Origin of the sequence: Clostridium zeae, from assembly GCF_017312485.1 — a bacterium.
Taxonomy (GTDB): domain Bacteria; phylum Bacillota; class Clostridia; order Clostridiales; family Clostridiaceae; genus Clostridium_AR; species Clostridium_AR zeae.
In genome coordinates, this window is record NZ_BMBA01000011.1 from 1 (window position 1) to 19217 (window position 19217).

Here is a 19217-nt window from a genome sequence, read left to right on the forward strand (position 1 = left end):
TTCTTAACTACAGGAAGTTTTCTATGATCGTTAGCATTTAAGTTTTCTACCTTAAGGATTTCACGACCTACTTTTGCTTCAGCCTTCTGTACTACAAGATTAACTTTTCTACCTACCATTAGCTCCGCTAATTGGTCGATATTAGTATCCTTAGTATTTACAGTTCCAGTAACCTTACCTCTTCTTATTATGGTTACTCTGTCACTCATCTTCATAACTTCTTTAAGCTTATGAGTGATAAGAATTACTGACTTGCCTTGTGACTTTAGGTTATCTATAATAACTCCAAGCTCATCTATTTCTTGAGGAGTTAGAACCGCCGTAGGTTCGTCAAGTATTAATATATCTGCTCCTCTATATAAAGCCTTTAGTATTTCTACCTTTTGTTGTTTACCAACTGTGATGTCTTCGATTACCTCGTTTGGATCTATATTAAAACCGTACTTTTTAGCAATAGCCTTAACATCCTCTATCGCTTTCTTCATGTCTACCTTCAAACCTTTTTTAGGTTCAATTCCTAGAACTATATTTTCTGCAACTGTAAAATTATGAACAAGCATAAAATGTTGATGCACCATACCAATTCCAAGCTTTATAGCATCGTTAGGGTTTGTTATCTTAGCTAGCTGTCCGTTAACGTATATTTCACCCTTCTCTTGTTGGTACAACCCATATAGTATGTTCATTAAAGTGGTTTTTCCCGCTCCATTTTCACCTAACAAAACGTGAGTTTCACTTTTGTTAAGATCAAAATTAACATCATCGTTAGCTATGGTTCCTGGGAATATTTTTGTGATGCCCTTCATTTCTACCACTTTTGTCACCATTAATACCTCCTAATTTAAAAATAGAAAACTCCTTAAATCTTTAAAAAAGCTAGATGTAGCAACATCTAGCTCTTCTTTGAACCTATAAATATTAAAATTATTGTACTGCAGCTGGTGTAAATGTCTTAACATCAGCTGGTTTTGTTGGAACTGTTATCTTTCCATCTTTAACAGCAGCTTGATACTTAGCTACTAAATCAAGAACATCTTTAGGAGTATTCTTGTTTGAAGTACCAGCGATATCTATTCCGCCTTCTTTTAATCCAAGTTCAACAGTACCAGATTTAAATGTACCATTTACTATATCTTTAGCAGCTTGGTATGTTGCGAAGTCAACTTTCTTTATCATAGAAGAAAGTATTACATCAGCATATTGTGGAAGTGTAACCGCTTGGTCCATATCAACTCCTATAGCCCAAACCTTTTTACCATTTTTGTTTGCTTCTTGAACAGCTTGGAACATACCTTCTCCAGCTCCACCAGCTGCATGGTATATTACTGTACAACCAGCATTGATTAAGTTCTTAGCTGCTTCTTTTCCCTTAGCAGCATCTGTAAAGCTATCAACATATTGAACTGTTTTTCTTGCAATTAAATCTTCTGCAGCAGTTGGGTTAACAGCTTTAACTCCAGCTGCAAATCCTGCTTCGAACTTTTGTATAAGTTCCATGTCTTTTCCACCAATAAATCCTACTTTGCCAGTTCCAGCAACCTTACCAGCTATAACTCCCATAAGGAATGAACCGTCTTGCTCTTTAAATAGTATTGATCTTACATTAGAAGCATCTACGCTTGAGTCAACTATAGCAAAGTTTACATCTGTATGCTTTGAAGCTGCATTCTTAACTGCGTCAGACATTTGGAAACCAACGCCTACAACTAGGTTTGCTTTTTCTGATACTAAAGCATCTAGGTTTGATTCATAATCATCCTTAGATTTTGATTCAACAGCCTTATAATCAAATTTGAACTCATCTTTAGCTTTCTTTATTCCAGTATCAGCTGCTTGGTTAAATGACTTATCATTTAAACCACCTTCATCAGTTGAAAGTCCAACCATTACCTTCTTATCAGAAGTTTTGTTATCAGTAGTTGTTTTGTCATTAGTCTTACTAGCACAACCAGCAAATAGAGTTGCTACTACTGCCACCGAAGCTACAGCAGCCATTAATTTTTTCTTGTTCATTACAGATCCCTCCTAAGATTTATATATTGTTTGGTTACAAACATATAACCAACCATTTACATTTTGAACGAGTACTCTGATACCAAAATAAATATGTAAGCACTTACTCAAAAAGTTAACACAATATTAGCTTAATAATAAAAAAATGCCTGTTATGAATACAAAATTAATTAAGATATACATGTCCTAAAAATATATTTTAAAACCTAATAAATAATTGTATATAACAAACACCATCGTTTATAATTCTCCTAAATTTGAGAGAATAGCCTTTTAAATAATAACATAAGCATATTTTGGTAATCATTTGCCCGTTGTAATTATAGCATACGTACAGGATAAATGAAACACTTTTTTCATTTATGTTACTAAATTAAACTTAAAAAATAATAATTTTTTAATGATAATTTACTAAACCGATATTGAATGAAATATGCTAATGAATACCTTTTCATTTTTAAGCGGTTTAATTTTATTTCTTAATAAATATCCATGGATTATTTTAGAAATATATTTTGAAGTGTTTATTAATTTTTTATTAATTTCTCTTCTACTATTAAGTATATAAAATTTTGCCTTTATTTATTCTTAATTTTTATATGGAAATTTATTCTAACAAGTTATATTTGATTTTTGAACATCTGCCTTTCCCAATACATATGAGGAAACTTACAATCAATAAGTTTTATTTTTTACTGTATAGCTATAAAAAACTTATAAAACCATTGATATATAGCTTAAAAATTTTATACTTTTCAATACAGCAAAAAAGCAGCAAGTTCTATCAAAGATGTACCTACTGCTCATATTAAATATAAAATGTATAATTGCTAATATCTTATAAATTTTAGAATTCTTCAATAAAAAATAATCCACAAGCTTTTGGACCTGAATGTATTCCAACTGTACATCCAACTTCAGCATCAATATATTCAATATCATTTTCATTCAAGTATTCTTTTAAAGGTTCATAGATATCTTGATTCTCGATATGCAAAAGCACAACTGGTTCTCCTGTTTTTCTTTTAAGAGTTTCAAAGGTTCTAATTATTTCTTTAGTAGCCTTTTTACTTCCTCTAACCTTGTCCATTACAGACATCTTCCCCTGCTTAACCTCTAATAGTAGTCTTATTCCAAGAACACTACCAATAACTCCTGCAGTTCTTGAAAGTCTTCCTCCACGAACTAGGTTATCTAAATTTTCAAAGCTTAATGCACTTTTAATATGTGGTATAGCCAACAACAATTCATTTTCTATTTCTTTTATATTCATTCCTTTTTCACTTAAAGCTATTGCTTTAAGAACTACTATACCTAATCCTGATGTTACATTTTTTGAGTCAATTACTATTATATCTTCTGTATCGAACATATCTTTAGCTATGCAAGCTGAGTTATAAGTTCCACTCATATCCGATGAAAGATGTATGGATATAATTTTATAACCCTCTTCTAAATATCTCTTGTAACATTCATAAAATCTATTTGGGGTAACTTGTGCTGTGGTTGGAAGTGCATCTTCTTCTTCTATACGCTTAAGCATAGTTCTAAGATTTATTTCTACTCCATCAAGATAGCTTTCTTCTCCAAAATTAATAAGAAGTGGTAGTACCTCCACGTCATTTTTACTTAACAACTCAATGGGGATATCTACAGTACTATCTGTAACTATTTTAATCTTTTCCATATCCCTTCCCCCTATTTACTTCATACTTGGAAAACCAATTTGTCTCAATGCTTCATACGCAATAATCGAAACTGTGTTTGATAAATTAAGTGATCTTGTGGATGTGTTTATCATCGGAACCCTTATTCCTTGTAAATCATTGTGAACACTTTCAGGTACTCCAGATGATTCTCTACCAAACATTATGAAATCACCTTCTTTATATTCCACTTCATCATAATAATTTTCTGCATGAGTCGTAGATAAGAATATTCTAGCTCCTTTATTCTTCTCCATAAACTCTTCATAGCTTTCATAAATCTCCATATTTAAATATTGCCAATAGTCAAGACCTGCTCTTCTTACATGCTTTTCATCTAGATCAAAGCCTAAAGGTTTAATTAAATGTAATTTAGAATTAGTCAAAACACAAGTTCTAGCTATGTTACCTGTATTTTGAGGTATTTCTGGCTGATATAAAACTATATTAAGATTCACTTTATTTCCTCCGAACGGTCTATATAAATTATAAAATCACACTTCATCTTATTATATTACAATATTTTATTATGTTAATCAAATCTAAAATAACCTATAATTTCTTAAGTCAACATGACAAAATATGATTTTATATCGTACTCTGGCGGTAATGTGTTAATTTATCTTTCTTTAGATACAATAAATTTTTCTATAGCTTTTCCAACTCCATCGTTATCATTTGTATCAGTAATATAATCAGCTATATCCTTAAGTTCCTTAATTCCATTTCCCATTGCTACTCCCATACCAGCATACTCTATCATAGGCATATCGTTCTCGTTGTCACCTATACACATTATCTCTTCTCTTTCTATACCGTAGTATGCAGCAAGAACTTCAACTGCTCTTCCTTTGGTAACATCTTTGTTAAGTATTTCTATATTAAATGCTCCAGAGCTAGTTACACTTATATCATCCATAGCATCAAGTTCTTTTCTAAAGTCCTTTAGCGTGTTCTTATTAGGACTAAACACAATACATTTTACAAATTCATCTGTATGCTCTTTAAATACTTTTTCCCACTCTTTTCTTTTACCGATATATTTAATCGTAAGTCTTAAATCTTTTGGTAATGGATAAGACATAAATAACTTTAAAGCAGTTCCTTGAATTCTGCTACTTACAAATATACTATCAGTAGTATAAAAGTGCATTTTTATTCCGTATTTACCTACTGAATCCAGAAGTCTGAGACAAGTCTCACTGTTAAGAGCATTTTTGTATATAACTATACCTTTATCTTTTTCTCTTATCACAGCTCCATTAGTAGCTATAACCGGTGATTTAACCCCTAACAAATTTGAATAATGTAGGGCATTATTAAATATTCTTCCTGTAGTTACAACAATATGCACTCCCATATCATGGGCCTTTTTTAGCATCTCTCTATTATAATTAGAAAGCCTTTTTTTACTGTTTAGCAGAGTTCCATCCATATCTATACATACTAATTTATAGCTCATATATTACTCCTATTTCTAAAGTATATTGAATAGCATACCTATAATTTTTGTTTTTCTAATACGCTATTTTATAATTTGTGTATATTTTAACTTCAGTATTTATTTAACATTATTATTGAAATTAAGGTGTTGCTTCCGTAGATACTATATGAGTGAGCTGTTAGAATTAAATGATTTTCGGAGATGGGATAGCATTAAAAAATCGCTAATTGTTCTTAATTAGTGATTTTTTTGCGCATCTGCCTTTTCTGAACGTATGTGAAGAAATTCTGGCAGGCGACATATTCCCACTTTTACTCTTTAGGTGTATATCCTTTTGTTTTCTTAAATTTTATATACAAAAGCTTTATAAGTAATCATAATCAATAAAGAGTAAAAGCTGTATTGTCCGAACGTAGTGAGTTATACAGTTTTAGCTATGGAATTGTAGAAAATCATATTAATTCTTTGCGAAACTCATTAAAGTATCGGAGGAGTAACAACTTAATTTCAACAAAGACTTAAATAACCGTAAAACCTATACTTTATCTTTTTCATATCTGACAACATTATACCAACAAAACATTTTAAATCAAATAATTCCAACATTAATTTAATCAAACAATAAAGATGAAACACTTCAATCCCAAATCTATTTTCAAAACTCTTCAAGTTTATGATAGAAGCATTTGAAAATGTAAATTTGATTATGAAGCAGTTCATCTATAAATTACATTTTTTAAAATAATATATATTTCTTTATCAGGTATTTCATATTTCCTTGATAATTTCTAGTTACATTCTCTATATAGTCTATCATTTGAAGCTTATCGTAGTGCAAATCATCTTCCTGAGCATAAAACTCTCTATATATAAGCTCAACTAACTCTACCATTTTCTTTGACAACTCGTAATTAGGTATATTTTCAGCAAATTCTAAATCTGTCTCATTTTTAGACTTTATTATAATTATCTTATTTAATCTAAATTTACAATAATCATATAAAGGAATTAAACTATCACTTTTAAGAATTTTTCTCTTTTTTACAACTACTAAGCATATTCTCACAGTTATATATATCAGCACTAGTACAATTGGAGATAAAATCTTCAAATATAAATAATAGGTTTTATTTTTAACTTCACTGCTATTCTTTTCTAAATCAACTTTTTTTGTGTTTCCGTTGCTATCCTTATCTACAGATGACTTTGAACCATCTAATCCACTACTATTACTTTCACCATTGTTTTGTGCCTCTTTTGCATGTCTATATTGATACGCTGTAGGTACTGTATCAATCTTTGTAAAAGGTAAAGCCCTCGCTGCGTTGAAATTATTTCCATTGTACGATAAATAGATTTCTGTCCACGCATGAGCATCCTCATTAGTAACTTTATACATTCCATTGCTTTCCTTGTCCTTACTAACTTTAAAGCCTTCAACATATCTTGCTGGAATTCCTGCAATTCTACACATTACCGTCATAGCAGTTGCAAAATATACACAGTAGCCTTTCTTTTCTTCAAATAGAAAATAATCTACAAAGTCCTTTCCTTCTGGAACACTAGGAACATCTAAACTATAAGTATAGTTTTGAGTAAGATACGTTTTTAACCTATACGCCTTTTCATAATTTGAGGAAGTTCCCTTTACTATATCATAAACTAAATCAACGGTCCTTTGTGTTATAGTATCTGGCAACTGGAGGTAATTAGCCAACTCCCCATTATTAAGCAATTGATTTATCTCTACAGAATTACTCCCACTCAAAGGTGTATCAAAAGCTTTATCGTAAATACTATTTGAGTAAAAATTTATTGTATATTCTGTCTTTATAGGTTTTTCAGAATAAAAAGCTCCATTAACTTTATCCACATAGGTTTTATTATCACTGTTGTATTTTATGTTCACGACTTTAGAATAATAAGGATTGAATAAAGTTGTCGTTGTAACATAATCGGGATGAATCGTCATAGTTTCTTCATTAGCTCCAACAAAATTTTCAATATACGCTGAATCCATCATATTGCCTTTTTGTACTAACCTAAAGTTAGGTATCCATGATGTTCCAGTATATTTATCTTTTACAGAACCTTTAAGATAGATTTCATTTTTAACATTTCCTTTATACTCTAATTTAAATGCTTCTCTATCATCAATATTAATTGGCCCGCCTAATATTTTAGATGAGTCATTATAACCGGATTTAGCTAGGGTATACCCATACTTATCAGGATTATAAACACCTCCACTATCATCAGCTATATTTTCAACTACTTTATCTGTAATTATTTTAGAAAATTTACCACTTGATGATTTTGGTAATAACACTATAAACATTGAGCTTACTATAGACATTACTATAGTTGCCCAAATAATTTTAGACGTCATAATATTATTTCTAATTTCTTTTCTTTTTAGCCTTTTCCTGTAATTTCCCAAGTGATTTACAGCATACGTTATTATACTTACAAAGATGAAGATATACATTACCTTATTAATTTCTTCATAGTATCCCAGATACCAATAAACCATCATTAAAAGCATATTTATAAGAATAATTATATCTGCAAATCCTCTTTTTTTAATCCACATAGCAAAAGGTATTAAGGTAGGAATTGTGATAACAAATAGATTTCTTATAAGTGAGAATGAGCTAGGCCATCCTTCTCTCATATTTGAAGTTATATGTGTCATATTATTTCCTATTCCTTCAATAATAAAAGAAACAGCATACTTTCTAAATACTATGACCAGTAATAGCACAGCAGAAAGCATAATCATAGTTAAAACTAGTTTTCTTTCTAAAGACTTAACTTTTTCATCATAAACCCAAGTTATAATTACTCCTATTACAAACAGAAAAGTTATAAAATAGTAATTAGTTCCTTCAATATTAAGGCATGCTTTTAATATTAAAATGGTAAGTATCATATTTAAAAAAATAATAAAACTATCTAAAAGTCTTTCCTTAAACCATTCCATACTAATTCACCTGTCCTTTTACAAGCTCTTCTATACTTATAGCGGCCTCATTAAATAGACCTTCATCTATCTTGCAGCATAGAACTCCAATATTTCTCATAGTAATGACAGATTCATCACCAATTTCGCTCTTAAGATAAAATATAATAAGAGAATTACCTTTTTCTTTATTCTCCATTATAAAGCTTACGATCTTGTCAGACAGTGTATGAGTTATCACAGCTATTCCAGCTATAGATGAAAGCCTATTTCTTTGAATATTTATAAAGTTTGTTACAGGAGTTATTCCTTCACTCCTATGCTCTATTAAGTATTCTAAAAATTTTTCAAAATCCATCTTATTTTCTATGCTTTGTACATGCTCGATTTTATTATTAACGAATACCTTTGTAGATATATTTTTCTTTAAAAGCGAGTATATAAGAGAAGCAGAAAAGTCTATAAGAAATTCCTCGTTTTTACCGTAAGGATCAAGACGATAATTACTTTCGTTCATATCCATAAATATATTAAACTCTTCACCAGAAACAGTATCAAAATTTCTTACATATAAGTCATTTAACTTTGCACTAACCTTCCAATTTATTCTCTTTAAGCTGTCTCCTTCTCTATACCTTCTCATATCTTTTGTAGAATGAGGATCTTCCTTACTTGTGACAATTGATAAAGTATTTTCAATTATTTCCGAACCACTTATTGCCACCTGACTGATATCATACACTCTTGGGAACACCTTAATTGGTTTACTTTCATTTATCTTATAATTAATATTGAAGATACCTAATAAGTCTTTAAGCTCCACATCATAACTACCCAAGTCAAACTTACCTCGGCTTATATATACTATTTCTTCAGATATTATATGATTTTCATTTATTGCTAGAGTTAGTGCATCACCTGTATAACTCTTTTTAATTCTATTTATACCTTCATTTGTGATTTTACAATAAGGGAGAATTAATATTGTGTTATTCTTCACCTTAGTATCAATATAGTCTTTATTTCCACATGTATAAAATTTAGCTATTGTAACATTCTGAATATGCAAACCTGACTTAAACACAATTATTGATATAAGCCCTAAGATTCCTGGTATTAGTAGCATATAAAATATAACATGCGGAAGGCTTCCACCTTGAACATATACAAATACTGTAGCTAATACAAAAATAACTGCGTATTTTATACTAATCCTAAGCTTAAACATTAACAGTTATCCTCGGAGTTTCTACCATCTTTAAAATGTCTTCTATGGTCTCCCTTTCTCCATAGCCGTTTGCCTTTCCTGTTGAAGACATAATTATTCTGTGGCTTAATACTAATGCTGCATTTTCTTTTACATCTTCAGGTATTACATAATCTCTTCCAGCTAGAAGCGCACTGGCTTGCGCAACTTTTTGAAGCGCTAGAATAGCTCGAGTGCTTACCCCTAAAGATATATAGTTACTTTCTCTTGTTTTATTTGCAATTCTTACTATATATTCATTTATCACTCTAGCAACTCTTACTTTCGCAACGGCATCTTGAAGATACAAAATATCCTCAGCAGTAACTACACTTGTAAGTTCTTGCAATGGATTGTTCTCTCTATACTTTTCTAGTATATCAACTTCGGATTCAGCCGATGGATATCCTAGCGAAACCTTAATTATAAATCTGTCTAGTTGAGCCTCTGGCAATCTAAATGTTCCGTCATAATCGATAGGATTTTGAGTCGCCATAACTACAAAAGGTGTTTTCAATCTATAGGTTTTCTTTCCTTCTGATACTTGATTTTCTTCCATAACTTCAAGCAATGCTGATTGTGTCTTTGGTGAAGTTCTATTTATTTCATCAGCTAGTACTATATTAGAAAATATAGGACCTTCCTTGAACTCAAACTCCATATTTTTCTGATTATATATAGAAATACCAGTAATGTCTGATGGTAGAAGATCAGGCGTAAATTGAATTCTGCTATAAGTTAGATCTATTGTCTTAGCCAATGCTTTAACCAATGTAGTCTTCCCTACACCTGGAACATCCTCAATTAGAATATGACCATTGGCAATTACACCCTTCAATATATTGCTAATCTCTACTTCCTTACCTATTATTACCTTATTAAGGTTATCTAAAATTTTCTTTATAATTTCCTTTTCCCTCATCATGTTAACCCCTTTTTAAATTTAATTCTGCCTAAAGATTTCGTTAAAACCTAACAACTAATTTGAGCATATTCTCATACTATAGTTATTTCGTTGCGTGAATATTTCTAAACACTTAGAGAATAACTTTTATAATTATTACGAGTTCCACACTTTTCCTAATTCTATCTATTTTTTTCAATTCCTTCATATTCTATAAATTATAATACTTATTTAATATTTTTTAACAATATTACAAAAATTAATACCATTTACTATCAAAAAACATAAAATTTCAATAAAAAAAACGCACTTGGGGAAAGTGCGTTCTCAAAGGGATTATGTGTTAGGGATTATTATTGAATACTATCTAAAGTAATTTTTCTATAGTTTCATTCATTTCAGCTGGTTCAGAAGTTGGTTCAAATCTTTCAACTACATCACCATTTCTATCAACAACAAACTTAGTAAAATTCCATTTTACTGAATTTCCTTCTAAGAAACTAGGAAAATTCTTTTCTAATGCTTCTAAAAGTATCTTTCCAATTGGATGATTCATGTTAAGACCTTTATAAGGAGCTTTTTCTGTTAAGTAATTAAATAAAGGGTGTGCATTTTCATCTCTTACATCTGTCTTTTCAAATAATTGAAATGAAACTCCATAATTAATTTGGCAAAAATTCTTAACTTCTCCATTACTACCTGGCTCTTGTTCCGCAAATTGATTGCTTGGGAATCCCAATACTTCAACACCTTGATCTTTGTATTTTTTATATAAAGCCTCAAGACCTTCATATTGAGGAGTAAAGCCACATTTACTTGCAGTATTGACTATTACTAATACTTTACCTCTATATTTTTCTAAGGATACTTCTTCTCCATCTATTGTTTTTGCTTTGAAATCATAAACTGACATAACTTTCTTCCTTTCTTTTAAATATTTATTTTCATAAATCAATTATATAGATATTAATACAAATATATTTTTTATTAAATTAATATCATTCAAAATTTCATTGAGTACAATTAAATATTGTATAATTGAATTATATACATTCATTATTAATCTGTCAACTGTTTTATTGTATTTTATGTACTCATGTCTTATTTAATACTTTACAGGCTTTAAATTCAAAAGAGTGGTTGCACAACAACCACTCTTTTAAATATTATTCAGTTTTTTTCTTCTTTAAAAATACATATAGGACACCTGCAAAAATAATTATAACTGAAGAAATCATAGCAATAATATATACGTTAGCATGGTTAGAATTATCTTTAGGAGTTACTTTACTTGCTTCGTTGGCTGAAGCACTTACCTCTTTGTTTGGATTTTGAATTGTTGTCTCTTTCTTATCTTCAGTAGCATTAGCAATTGGTTTCTCTTCGTTATTATCTATTACTTTGATATCTTTTGGTAAATTTTCATAAGTATTTACATTTTTATTTGGATTTTGGACTACTACTTCTGTGTTTTTTACAGGTACATTGTTGTCAGGTGTATCTTTTTCAGGAACATTAATGATTGGGGTATCCTTTTTGTTCTCTAATGATAGAAGTGCTTGTTGTAGTTCTTTAACTTTATCATCAACTTGCTTTTGTGTAGCATCAGTATCATTATATATTGCTTTTGCTTGAATTAATGCTGATTCTAAAGCTTTGATTGATTCATTTGTATATAAGTCTTTTTCTATCAACTGAGCTCTCTTGATTTCATTATCTAATGTAGCTTTGTCTGTTTTCAAAACCAAATCATTTGTTGATACAATTCCATACTTAGAAAAATGAGGAGTCTTAAATTTAATAAACCCATTTTCCACTGTTGATTCAAATTTATGAAGATTTCCAGCTTCATCAATATAGACTATACCTAACTTCTTGTTCAAAACACTATCATCAAGTTTTAGTGAAACTTCAACCTCTCCATCTATTTGATAAACTTCACTTTTTAGCAATAAGCTTAAATCATATACTTTTTCTAAAGTTGTATCCTTCAATGCTTCTGAATTAACCTTATATATTTTTTCCACCACTTCTTTGAATTGTTCACTATCTAGTGCTTTTGAAGATAATTCTATGTCTTTTGGTAACTTTCCAGAAACACTTATATCTTTGTTCGGACTTTGAAGGGTTAGGTCTACCTTTTCTCCTGGAACTTCGATAACTGGATCCTCTTTTTTCTTTTCTAATGACAAAAATGCTTGTTGTATGGCTTGAGCATCGTCATCCACTTGCTTTTGTGTAGCATTACCATCATTATATGTTGCTTTAGCTTTATTTAAGGCTGCTTCAAAGACCTCGATTGATTCATCTGTATATAAATTTCTTTCTATAAGCTCAGCTTTTTTAATCTCATCCTCTAATGTAGCTTTATTTGCTTTCAGAACAAAACTATTTATAGCAATTTCTAACTGTTCCTTTGCATTTAATATGTCTGTACTTGTAGCAGCTTTATCTTCGTAAACTTTTGTAATATTGTCTAAAGCATTATGATATACTTCTATACTACTGGGGGTGAAGGAACTTGTATCTAGATCTTTATTCTGATCGTAGTATGCTTTCAATCCAGCCTTTAAGCTTGCTCCATAAACTTCGAATTCCCATAAGGAATAACCATATTGTCCAATTGGAACAATTCCTAGCATCTTCACATATCTTCCGGTTACTGGTTTTTCATAGTTTAATTCTTTAATACCTGCAGCTCCATCTGTAATATATGATACATCTGTCCACTGTTTACCATCTTCTGAAACTTGAATTTTGTATTCTTTTCCACAGGCACCTTCCCAATTTAATACAACCCTCGAAATATCATATACGTCCTCTAAATCCACTTGTATATATTGTGAATTTACATTTTCACCTGGATGATCTTTACCTCTTTCAGATACCCATCTTGATTGATAGGTATCCCCTTTATTCTCCACACTTCCATCAAAGGCATATTTTGATTCCAAAGTGAACTTGGACTTCGGATTTATATATTCTGAGCTTGCTTTTGAAGGTTTATTTAGAGCAATATTGACTCTATCTTCTTCTTTCGCTTCACCATAAACATTAATTTCAAATATATTTATCCCATAATTTGTTCCACTAACTAGTCTTGATTTATGTGAATTAATTTTTACATATCGGCCATATACTGATTCGCTAAAATTAATTTCGTCTGTTAAACTCGCATCTGTTTTTAATTGTTTCACACTTTTCCAATTTTTGTTATCAGCTGATACTTCAATAGTATAATCATCTGAACATGCATTTTCCCAAGTGATCTTCATGGCATCTATACGTGAATATTTTTCTAAATCAACCATTATCCATTCATTATCTGAATTACGATTAGATGCCCATCTTGTAGATAAATCTCCATCAACAGCAAATCCTCCTACAAAGGTCGGTGCTTTAGATGAGACAGAGCTTGTTGTAGTTGGTTTATTTAAGGAAAGGAGTTCACCTTCATTCATCGCTACTTCTTTGATTTGATAACAATCCCCAGTACTAGATTTCATGATGATTTTTATATAATTACACATTCTAGCGATAGGTATTGTACTTTGCTTGCCATCACCTTTTGAAACTTTTGAAACCAATTCATAATTTTCTCCATCTTGTGATGCGTAGACTTCATATTCAAGAGCATATTTTTCTCCCCATGAAATAGTTATGTCTTTCAAGTATTTATCTGAGCCTGTAAGAAGTGAAATCCATTCTTCACCTTGTCCTTTACTTTCCCAATAGCTACTACCATTACTATCTACTACATTTTTAACATAATGATTTACTGTAGAACTACTAGCTAAATATCTATCATCTTGTCCTTCTACCAATGTCTTTGATTGACCAGCATAAGGTAAAGCCTTTGAAATAAAAGTAGTTGTTGTTTTAGTACTGTTATATGATAATCCCACATTTACTATCTTATGATCTTCATTGTCATTAACAGCTATAGTTATTTGTCTTGTATTTCCTGACTCGTCAATGATAACACTACATGGTTGATCTACAGTTATTGTATAGCCTTTTTTATATTCCAAAGAACCTGCTTTATAAAAATTAATTTGTGTTTGTTTTAATCCATCGTGTCTAACTGCTTGCACATCTGAATTGTTTGCAACAACTGTTACAGGAATGTTGTTTGAATAGTTCTTTACTTCTGCTTCTGTTTTATTTGGCACAACAATATATGCATAAGAATCGTTTGTTGGTTTTACACCGTGATCAATATAGGCTGTAAAAACAGAATCAGCATTCTTTTTCATATCCTCTGACCATAAACTCGGAACATCTTTTTGTCCATCATAAGATACTTTAACCTTTGTATCTTTCAAGAAAACGTATCCAATTTTGTTGTTATATATACTTTTTGTTGTATACTCTTTTCCTACTGTTCCTAATTTAACTGCCTCACCATTAACTTTTAAATCACTAGCCTTACTTTGGTTTAAGGTTGTGTGAATAGGTGCATCATTCGTTGATGAAATATTTGATCCTAATGCGACGAACTCATCATCAAAGAAGAAGTATCCTTTTTGACCCTTAGTATTTGTTTTATCAAATTTATAAGCAGTCGCTCCATACTTACCATTGCTTACACCAATATCAAAAAGTTCATTATTCTCAAAAGTGAATTTTCCACTAATATAATTAGGTGCAGTTGCCCCTGGGGTATGCGTCCAATCAAATACTGGGTATACTGATTTATATTCATCTCCATCTACAGTTATTGTAGAAGATGCAGCTGACGTCCAATAAATCAATTGTTGATTTGGTTTTCCAGCTTCATTCCATGGGCCCCTCCATTCTCCTCCAATAAGGTTCTTAGAGTCCATCTTTATATTGACACCATATCCAGCTCTCATATGTGATGCATATCCTGATCGCCACATATAATAGTTACCATTCTTACCATTGGAATTGGTTCTACCTTCAATATTGTCTAAAATCTTTTGATAGTCACTAGCATGTTTAGAATCTGACTCAATCATTCTCTTTAAAGGCTCGATGTATTCTTCCGAATAGTTATCATATCCTACATCGTATTTGTATGGACGATATCCAAGGTACAACTCCATGATATCTCCTCTAACTGTCCAACTTGTACCGTTTATCATATAGTTTGCCATTCTATCCACAACATCTTGGCTTACTGCAAAGCTTGTTCCTTTTAACATATAAATCCAATAACTCATATCTCTAAACATGGTCATTCCGTACCCATTTGAATAGAATTGTCTTCCATGCATATAGTAACTGTTATCAACTTGTACTGCTTCTTTTGTAACATCATCTAACTGGGTTGTTAAACAATAATCTAAATAATTATTAATCATATCTTTTAATTGAGTTGCATCTTCTTTAATTAGAGCATAATAAACATAGTTTTGATCAAACCATAAATTATTTTGACCTGATCCATATTTAACTGGCGTTTTTTCTAAAAGCTTGTTTAGAATAATGTTTAAAGCTTCACTGCTTATACTATCCTCCATAAACAATCCGATTCTAGCAAATCGTAATTGAACGCCTACTTGGTTTTCCCACCAGTTAGTTGAACTTGGATTTTGAGTACCCCAATAAGCTATAGCTTTATTCATTTTATCAACAGCCTCTTGTTTTTTATAAATTGAATTTCCTTGCTTATTATAAGCTATGGCAATAGCCTGCATTCTATCTAAGGCTAAATAAGGGGACCATGCAGCTCCGTTTGCAGCATTATTTGTGGCTTTATAATCCACATCCTTAAAAGACCCATCCGATTGTATTAGCTTAAGATAATCTTCTGCATGACTTACATAGCAAGCTTCTACTTTTGACCCATCATCAATTGTATCAAGCTTCAAAAAATACTCTTTAATCCTACTCTTGATTAAATTCATATCATCAACATTTGTTGCTTTTGCAATACTTGTACCGTCAAAAACAAGAGTCATGACCATAATTAAAGATAAAACAATCCTACTAAGTTTTTTCATCATATCCTTTCCCTCCATTGAAAACATTTACCTTACAATCCTATTTTTCTGTAATTTCACTTGAATTTCAACGAGCATTTACTTGAAATCATTGAAGTATTTAGGTTTAGTTAGTTTAAAAGTTTTATAGTTTTCTAGATAGTAAAAATAAAGAGATTCATTAATCTCTAAGTCTTAACGAATCTCTTTCTACAACTTTCACACTTAATAATTGTGTCATTGGTATATTATCTTTTCTATGTATCCGATCAATTAAATTAGAAACAGCAACTTGCCCCATTAACTCCTTTTGTACTTGAACAGTTGTTATTTTAGGAATTGATTTTTCACATAAGGGTGTATCGTCAAAGCCAACTACCCCAATATCCTCTGGAACCTTTACACCCATATCCTTTAATGCAGAAATTACCGCAAACGCATTGGAGTCATTTGCACAAATTAAAACCTCTGGCAATTCTTTTGATTTTAAAATATTTATAACCTCAGAAATCTGATTTGCTAATATAAATCTTTCTATACCTTTTAAAAAAGAATATTTCTCAATATAACTATCTATACCTTCATAATCTGATATATTACTTTTAAGAAGTGCCTGCTTATATCCTACAAACCTATCTTCAAAACTAAAGGAATAATCTAAATCGCCAAAGAAACCTATTTTTTTATAGCCTTTTTGGATTACATGATTTGTCATCATATATCCACCTTGTTTGTTATGAGTTAACACACAATCACTTGGATCACATAAAGATGTAAAGTCAACAAGAACAACTGGGATCCCAGTTCTTTTCAAAATCATTAAATTATAATCAGATATTTTTCCAACCACTAGAATCCCAGCTACTTTCCTTTCTAGAATACACTTAGGCATAGTAAATTCAATATCTTCAAAATAGTTCAAAATGGAGAAATAGCCAAAAGCTTTTGCTTGTTCAACAATAGAACGTAAAACAATAGAATAAAAATGTCCTGTATCTGCATAATAGCTCTGCATCAAAATACAAACATTAGTCTTTGATAACACCGATAAGTATTGTCTTTTTTGATTTATGTACCCAATTTCATCAGCAGTACGTAATATTTCTAATCTCATTGCTTCGCTCACACCAACTTTATCATTCAAAGCTATAGATACAGCATTGATAGAAATTCCTAACCTGCTAGCAATATCTTTCATTGTGACTTTCATAAGCTATTATCCTTTCTTTATACTTTGGGATATGTTTTAAATTAATTATGTCTGAAGTAACTTTAATTTTACTAAAAACTAATATATTATAGAGCCATATGCTATAACTCTTCTCCGTTTGTCTTGATAACCTGCTTAAACCAAGCAAATGACTTTTTCTTGATTCTACGCATATCCTTCAAATCATCATTATCTCTATTCACATAAATAAAGCCATATCTTTTCTTCATTTGAGCACGGCTACTGAGGATATCTACTGGTCCCCAAGCAAGATAACCTCTACAATCAACCCCTTCGCAAACAGCTTCTTTCATCTCTTCAATATGTTTACTCATATAATCAATACGATAATCATCTAAAATCTGACCTTTTTCATCGATTTGATCATCATATCCAAATCCATTTTCTACAATGTAAATAGGCATTTCATAACGGTCATACAATTGTCTTAAGGTAATCCTTAAACCAATTGGGTCAACTGTCCAACCAAACTTAGACATTTCTAAAAAAGGATTCTTTTTAATCACAACATCATTTACATTGGTTAAACTCTCTTCTCCATAATGAGATATGGTAGACATATAATAGCTAATAGCCAAATAATCTGTAATCCCTTTCCTTAAAGTCTCCAAATCTCCTTCAAGAATTTCAGGCATAGTTCCTTCATTTTTCATATTAGCGTAATAATACGAATTGTAATGCCCTCGAGCAAAAACATCTAAAAAGGCGTAAGCTTCACTCTGTGCTTTCATACTTTCTAATGTATCTAATGGATGACAAGTCTCTGGATAACTTTGAACAATTGTCGCCATCCCCATGACCGTTCCACCTTGCAAATGAATATATTCATTAATTAAACTATGAGCAATCAGTGTATTATGCATAATTTGATTGTCAAACATCTGTGAATTAACGTCTTCTGGACAAATGCTACCAAAAAACATTTTAGGACCTTTTTGCAATATTCCATTTTGTTCATTAAAAATAATCCAATGCTTAACCTTATGTCCATAGCGATTAACAATCTTCTTGCATAGTTCCACAAAAATATCAACAACCTTACGACTATAAAAGCCGTTATATTTTTCATGTAAAAAAATAGGCATTTCAAAATGATAAAGTGTAGGAATAGGCTCCATTCCTCTTTCAATTAAAGCATCTATAAACTTATCATAAAACTCAAAACCAGCTTCATTATAAATACCTTCATCACTCATCATTCTAGACCAATCAATAGAAAAACGATAAGCATTAAATCCCATCTCCTGGAATAAATCAAAATCCTCTTCATATCTATGATATGAATCAATTCCATCCTTAAAGTCAGAGAATTCTCCTGTTGTTGTCAAATCGCAAACTGCTGGTACTTTTCCACCTTCAGTATAACCACCTTCACTTTGATGAGCCGTAACAGCTCCTCCCCATAAGAAATCTTTTCGTAACATTTGTATTTCTCCTTTGACTTTTATTTCTTCAATATCATCTTTATAGATAATCCAGTTCAAGCTAATAAAACTAAGCGATACTTCTGTTAACTATTAATGTTAATAGGATCATCAAATATAAATTTTATTTGGAACTGGTACATCTTTAAACTCACTTTGTTCATACAAACTTATTATGTCAATCCTTTGCTTGAATAACAACAATATATTACTTGAAAAAAGTATTCTTCACTTGAATTATCCTTAAAATTAAAAAATCGCTAAAGCGAGCTTTTTAACGCATCTGCATTTCCAAATAAATATGAGGAAAATCTGGCAGACGGATAAGTTTTATTTTTT

General features: G+C 30.8%; 12 protein-coding genes. All 12 read right to left on the minus strand.

Features of this window, described 5'->3' with window-relative positions; all coding sequences use genetic code 11:
• The coding region (locus J3477_RS24300; protein WP_206872822.1) for an ABC transporter ATP-binding protein at positions 1-824 on the minus strand (824 nt) is incomplete at its 3' end.
• A gap of 100 nt (positions 825-924) precedes the next feature.
• Positions 925-2013 carry a BMP family lipoprotein gene (locus J3477_RS24305; RefSeq protein ID WP_206872823.1) on the minus strand — a complete coding sequence of 363 codons (1089 nt, stop codon included), beginning with the start codon at positions 2011-2013 and terminating at the stop codon, positions 925-927.
• 847 nt (positions 2014-2860) lie between these two features.
• Positions 2861-3700 (minus strand): DegV family protein, encoded by an 840-nt coding sequence (locus tag J3477_RS24310; protein ID WP_206872824.1) that lies wholly within the window; start codon positions 3698-3700, stop codon positions 2861-2863.
• Positions 3701-3715: 15 nt separating this feature from the next.
• Positions 3716-4177 (minus strand): tRNA (cytidine(34)-2'-O)-methyltransferase, encoded by a 462-nt coding sequence (locus J3477_RS24315; protein WP_206872825.1) that lies wholly within the window; start codon positions 4175-4177, stop codon positions 3716-3718.
• A 161-nt stretch (positions 4178-4338) separates the two neighbouring features.
• On the minus strand, positions 4339-5181 hold the full coding sequence (locus tag J3477_RS24320) for a Cof-type HAD-IIB family hydrolase (RefSeq protein ID WP_206872826.1): 843 nt from the start codon (positions 5179-5181) through the stop codon (positions 4339-4341).
• A 718-nt stretch (positions 5182-5899) separates the two neighbouring features.
• Entirely contained in the window at positions 5900-8146 is a 2247-nt protein-coding gene (locus tag J3477_RS24325; protein ID WP_206872827.1) for a transglutaminase-like domain-containing protein, read from the minus strand.
• Between the two features lies 1 nt (position 8147).
• Positions 8148-9353: a DUF58 domain-containing protein gene (locus tag J3477_RS24330; RefSeq protein ID WP_206872828.1), complete on the minus strand. Its 1206-nt coding sequence runs from the start codon at positions 9351-9353 to the stop codon at positions 8148-8150.
• On the minus strand, positions 9346-10296 hold the full coding sequence (locus J3477_RS24335; RefSeq protein ID WP_228731360.1) for an AAA family ATPase: 951 nt from the start codon (positions 10294-10296) through the stop codon (positions 9346-9348). The genes J3477_RS24330 and J3477_RS24335 overlap by 8 nt, the downstream gene beginning before the upstream one ends.
• Before the next feature lie 346 nt (positions 10297-10642).
• The gene (locus tag J3477_RS24340; RefSeq protein ID WP_206872829.1) at positions 10643-11188 is read right to left on the minus strand and encodes a glutathione peroxidase; all 546 of its coding nucleotides are present in this window, start codon (positions 11186-11188) and stop codon (positions 10643-10645) included.
• Positions 11189-11441: 253 nt separating this feature from the next.
• A complete protein-coding gene (locus J3477_RS24345) occupies positions 11442-16247 on the minus strand; it encodes a discoidin domain-containing protein (RefSeq protein WP_206872830.1) in 4806 nt (1601 codons plus the stop codon).
• Between the two features lie 157 nt (positions 16248-16404).
• Complete coding sequence (locus J3477_RS24350; RefSeq protein WP_206872831.1) at positions 16405-17433, minus strand: LacI family DNA-binding transcriptional regulator; 1029 nt, start codon at positions 17431-17433, stop codon at positions 16405-16407.
• A 101-nt stretch (positions 17434-17534) separates the two neighbouring features.
• Positions 17535-18878, minus strand: coding sequence for a glycoside hydrolase family 1 protein (locus tag J3477_RS24355; RefSeq protein WP_206872832.1), 1344 nt, complete (start codon positions 18876-18878; stop codon positions 17535-17537).
• Positions 18879-19217: the final 339 nt, after the last annotated feature.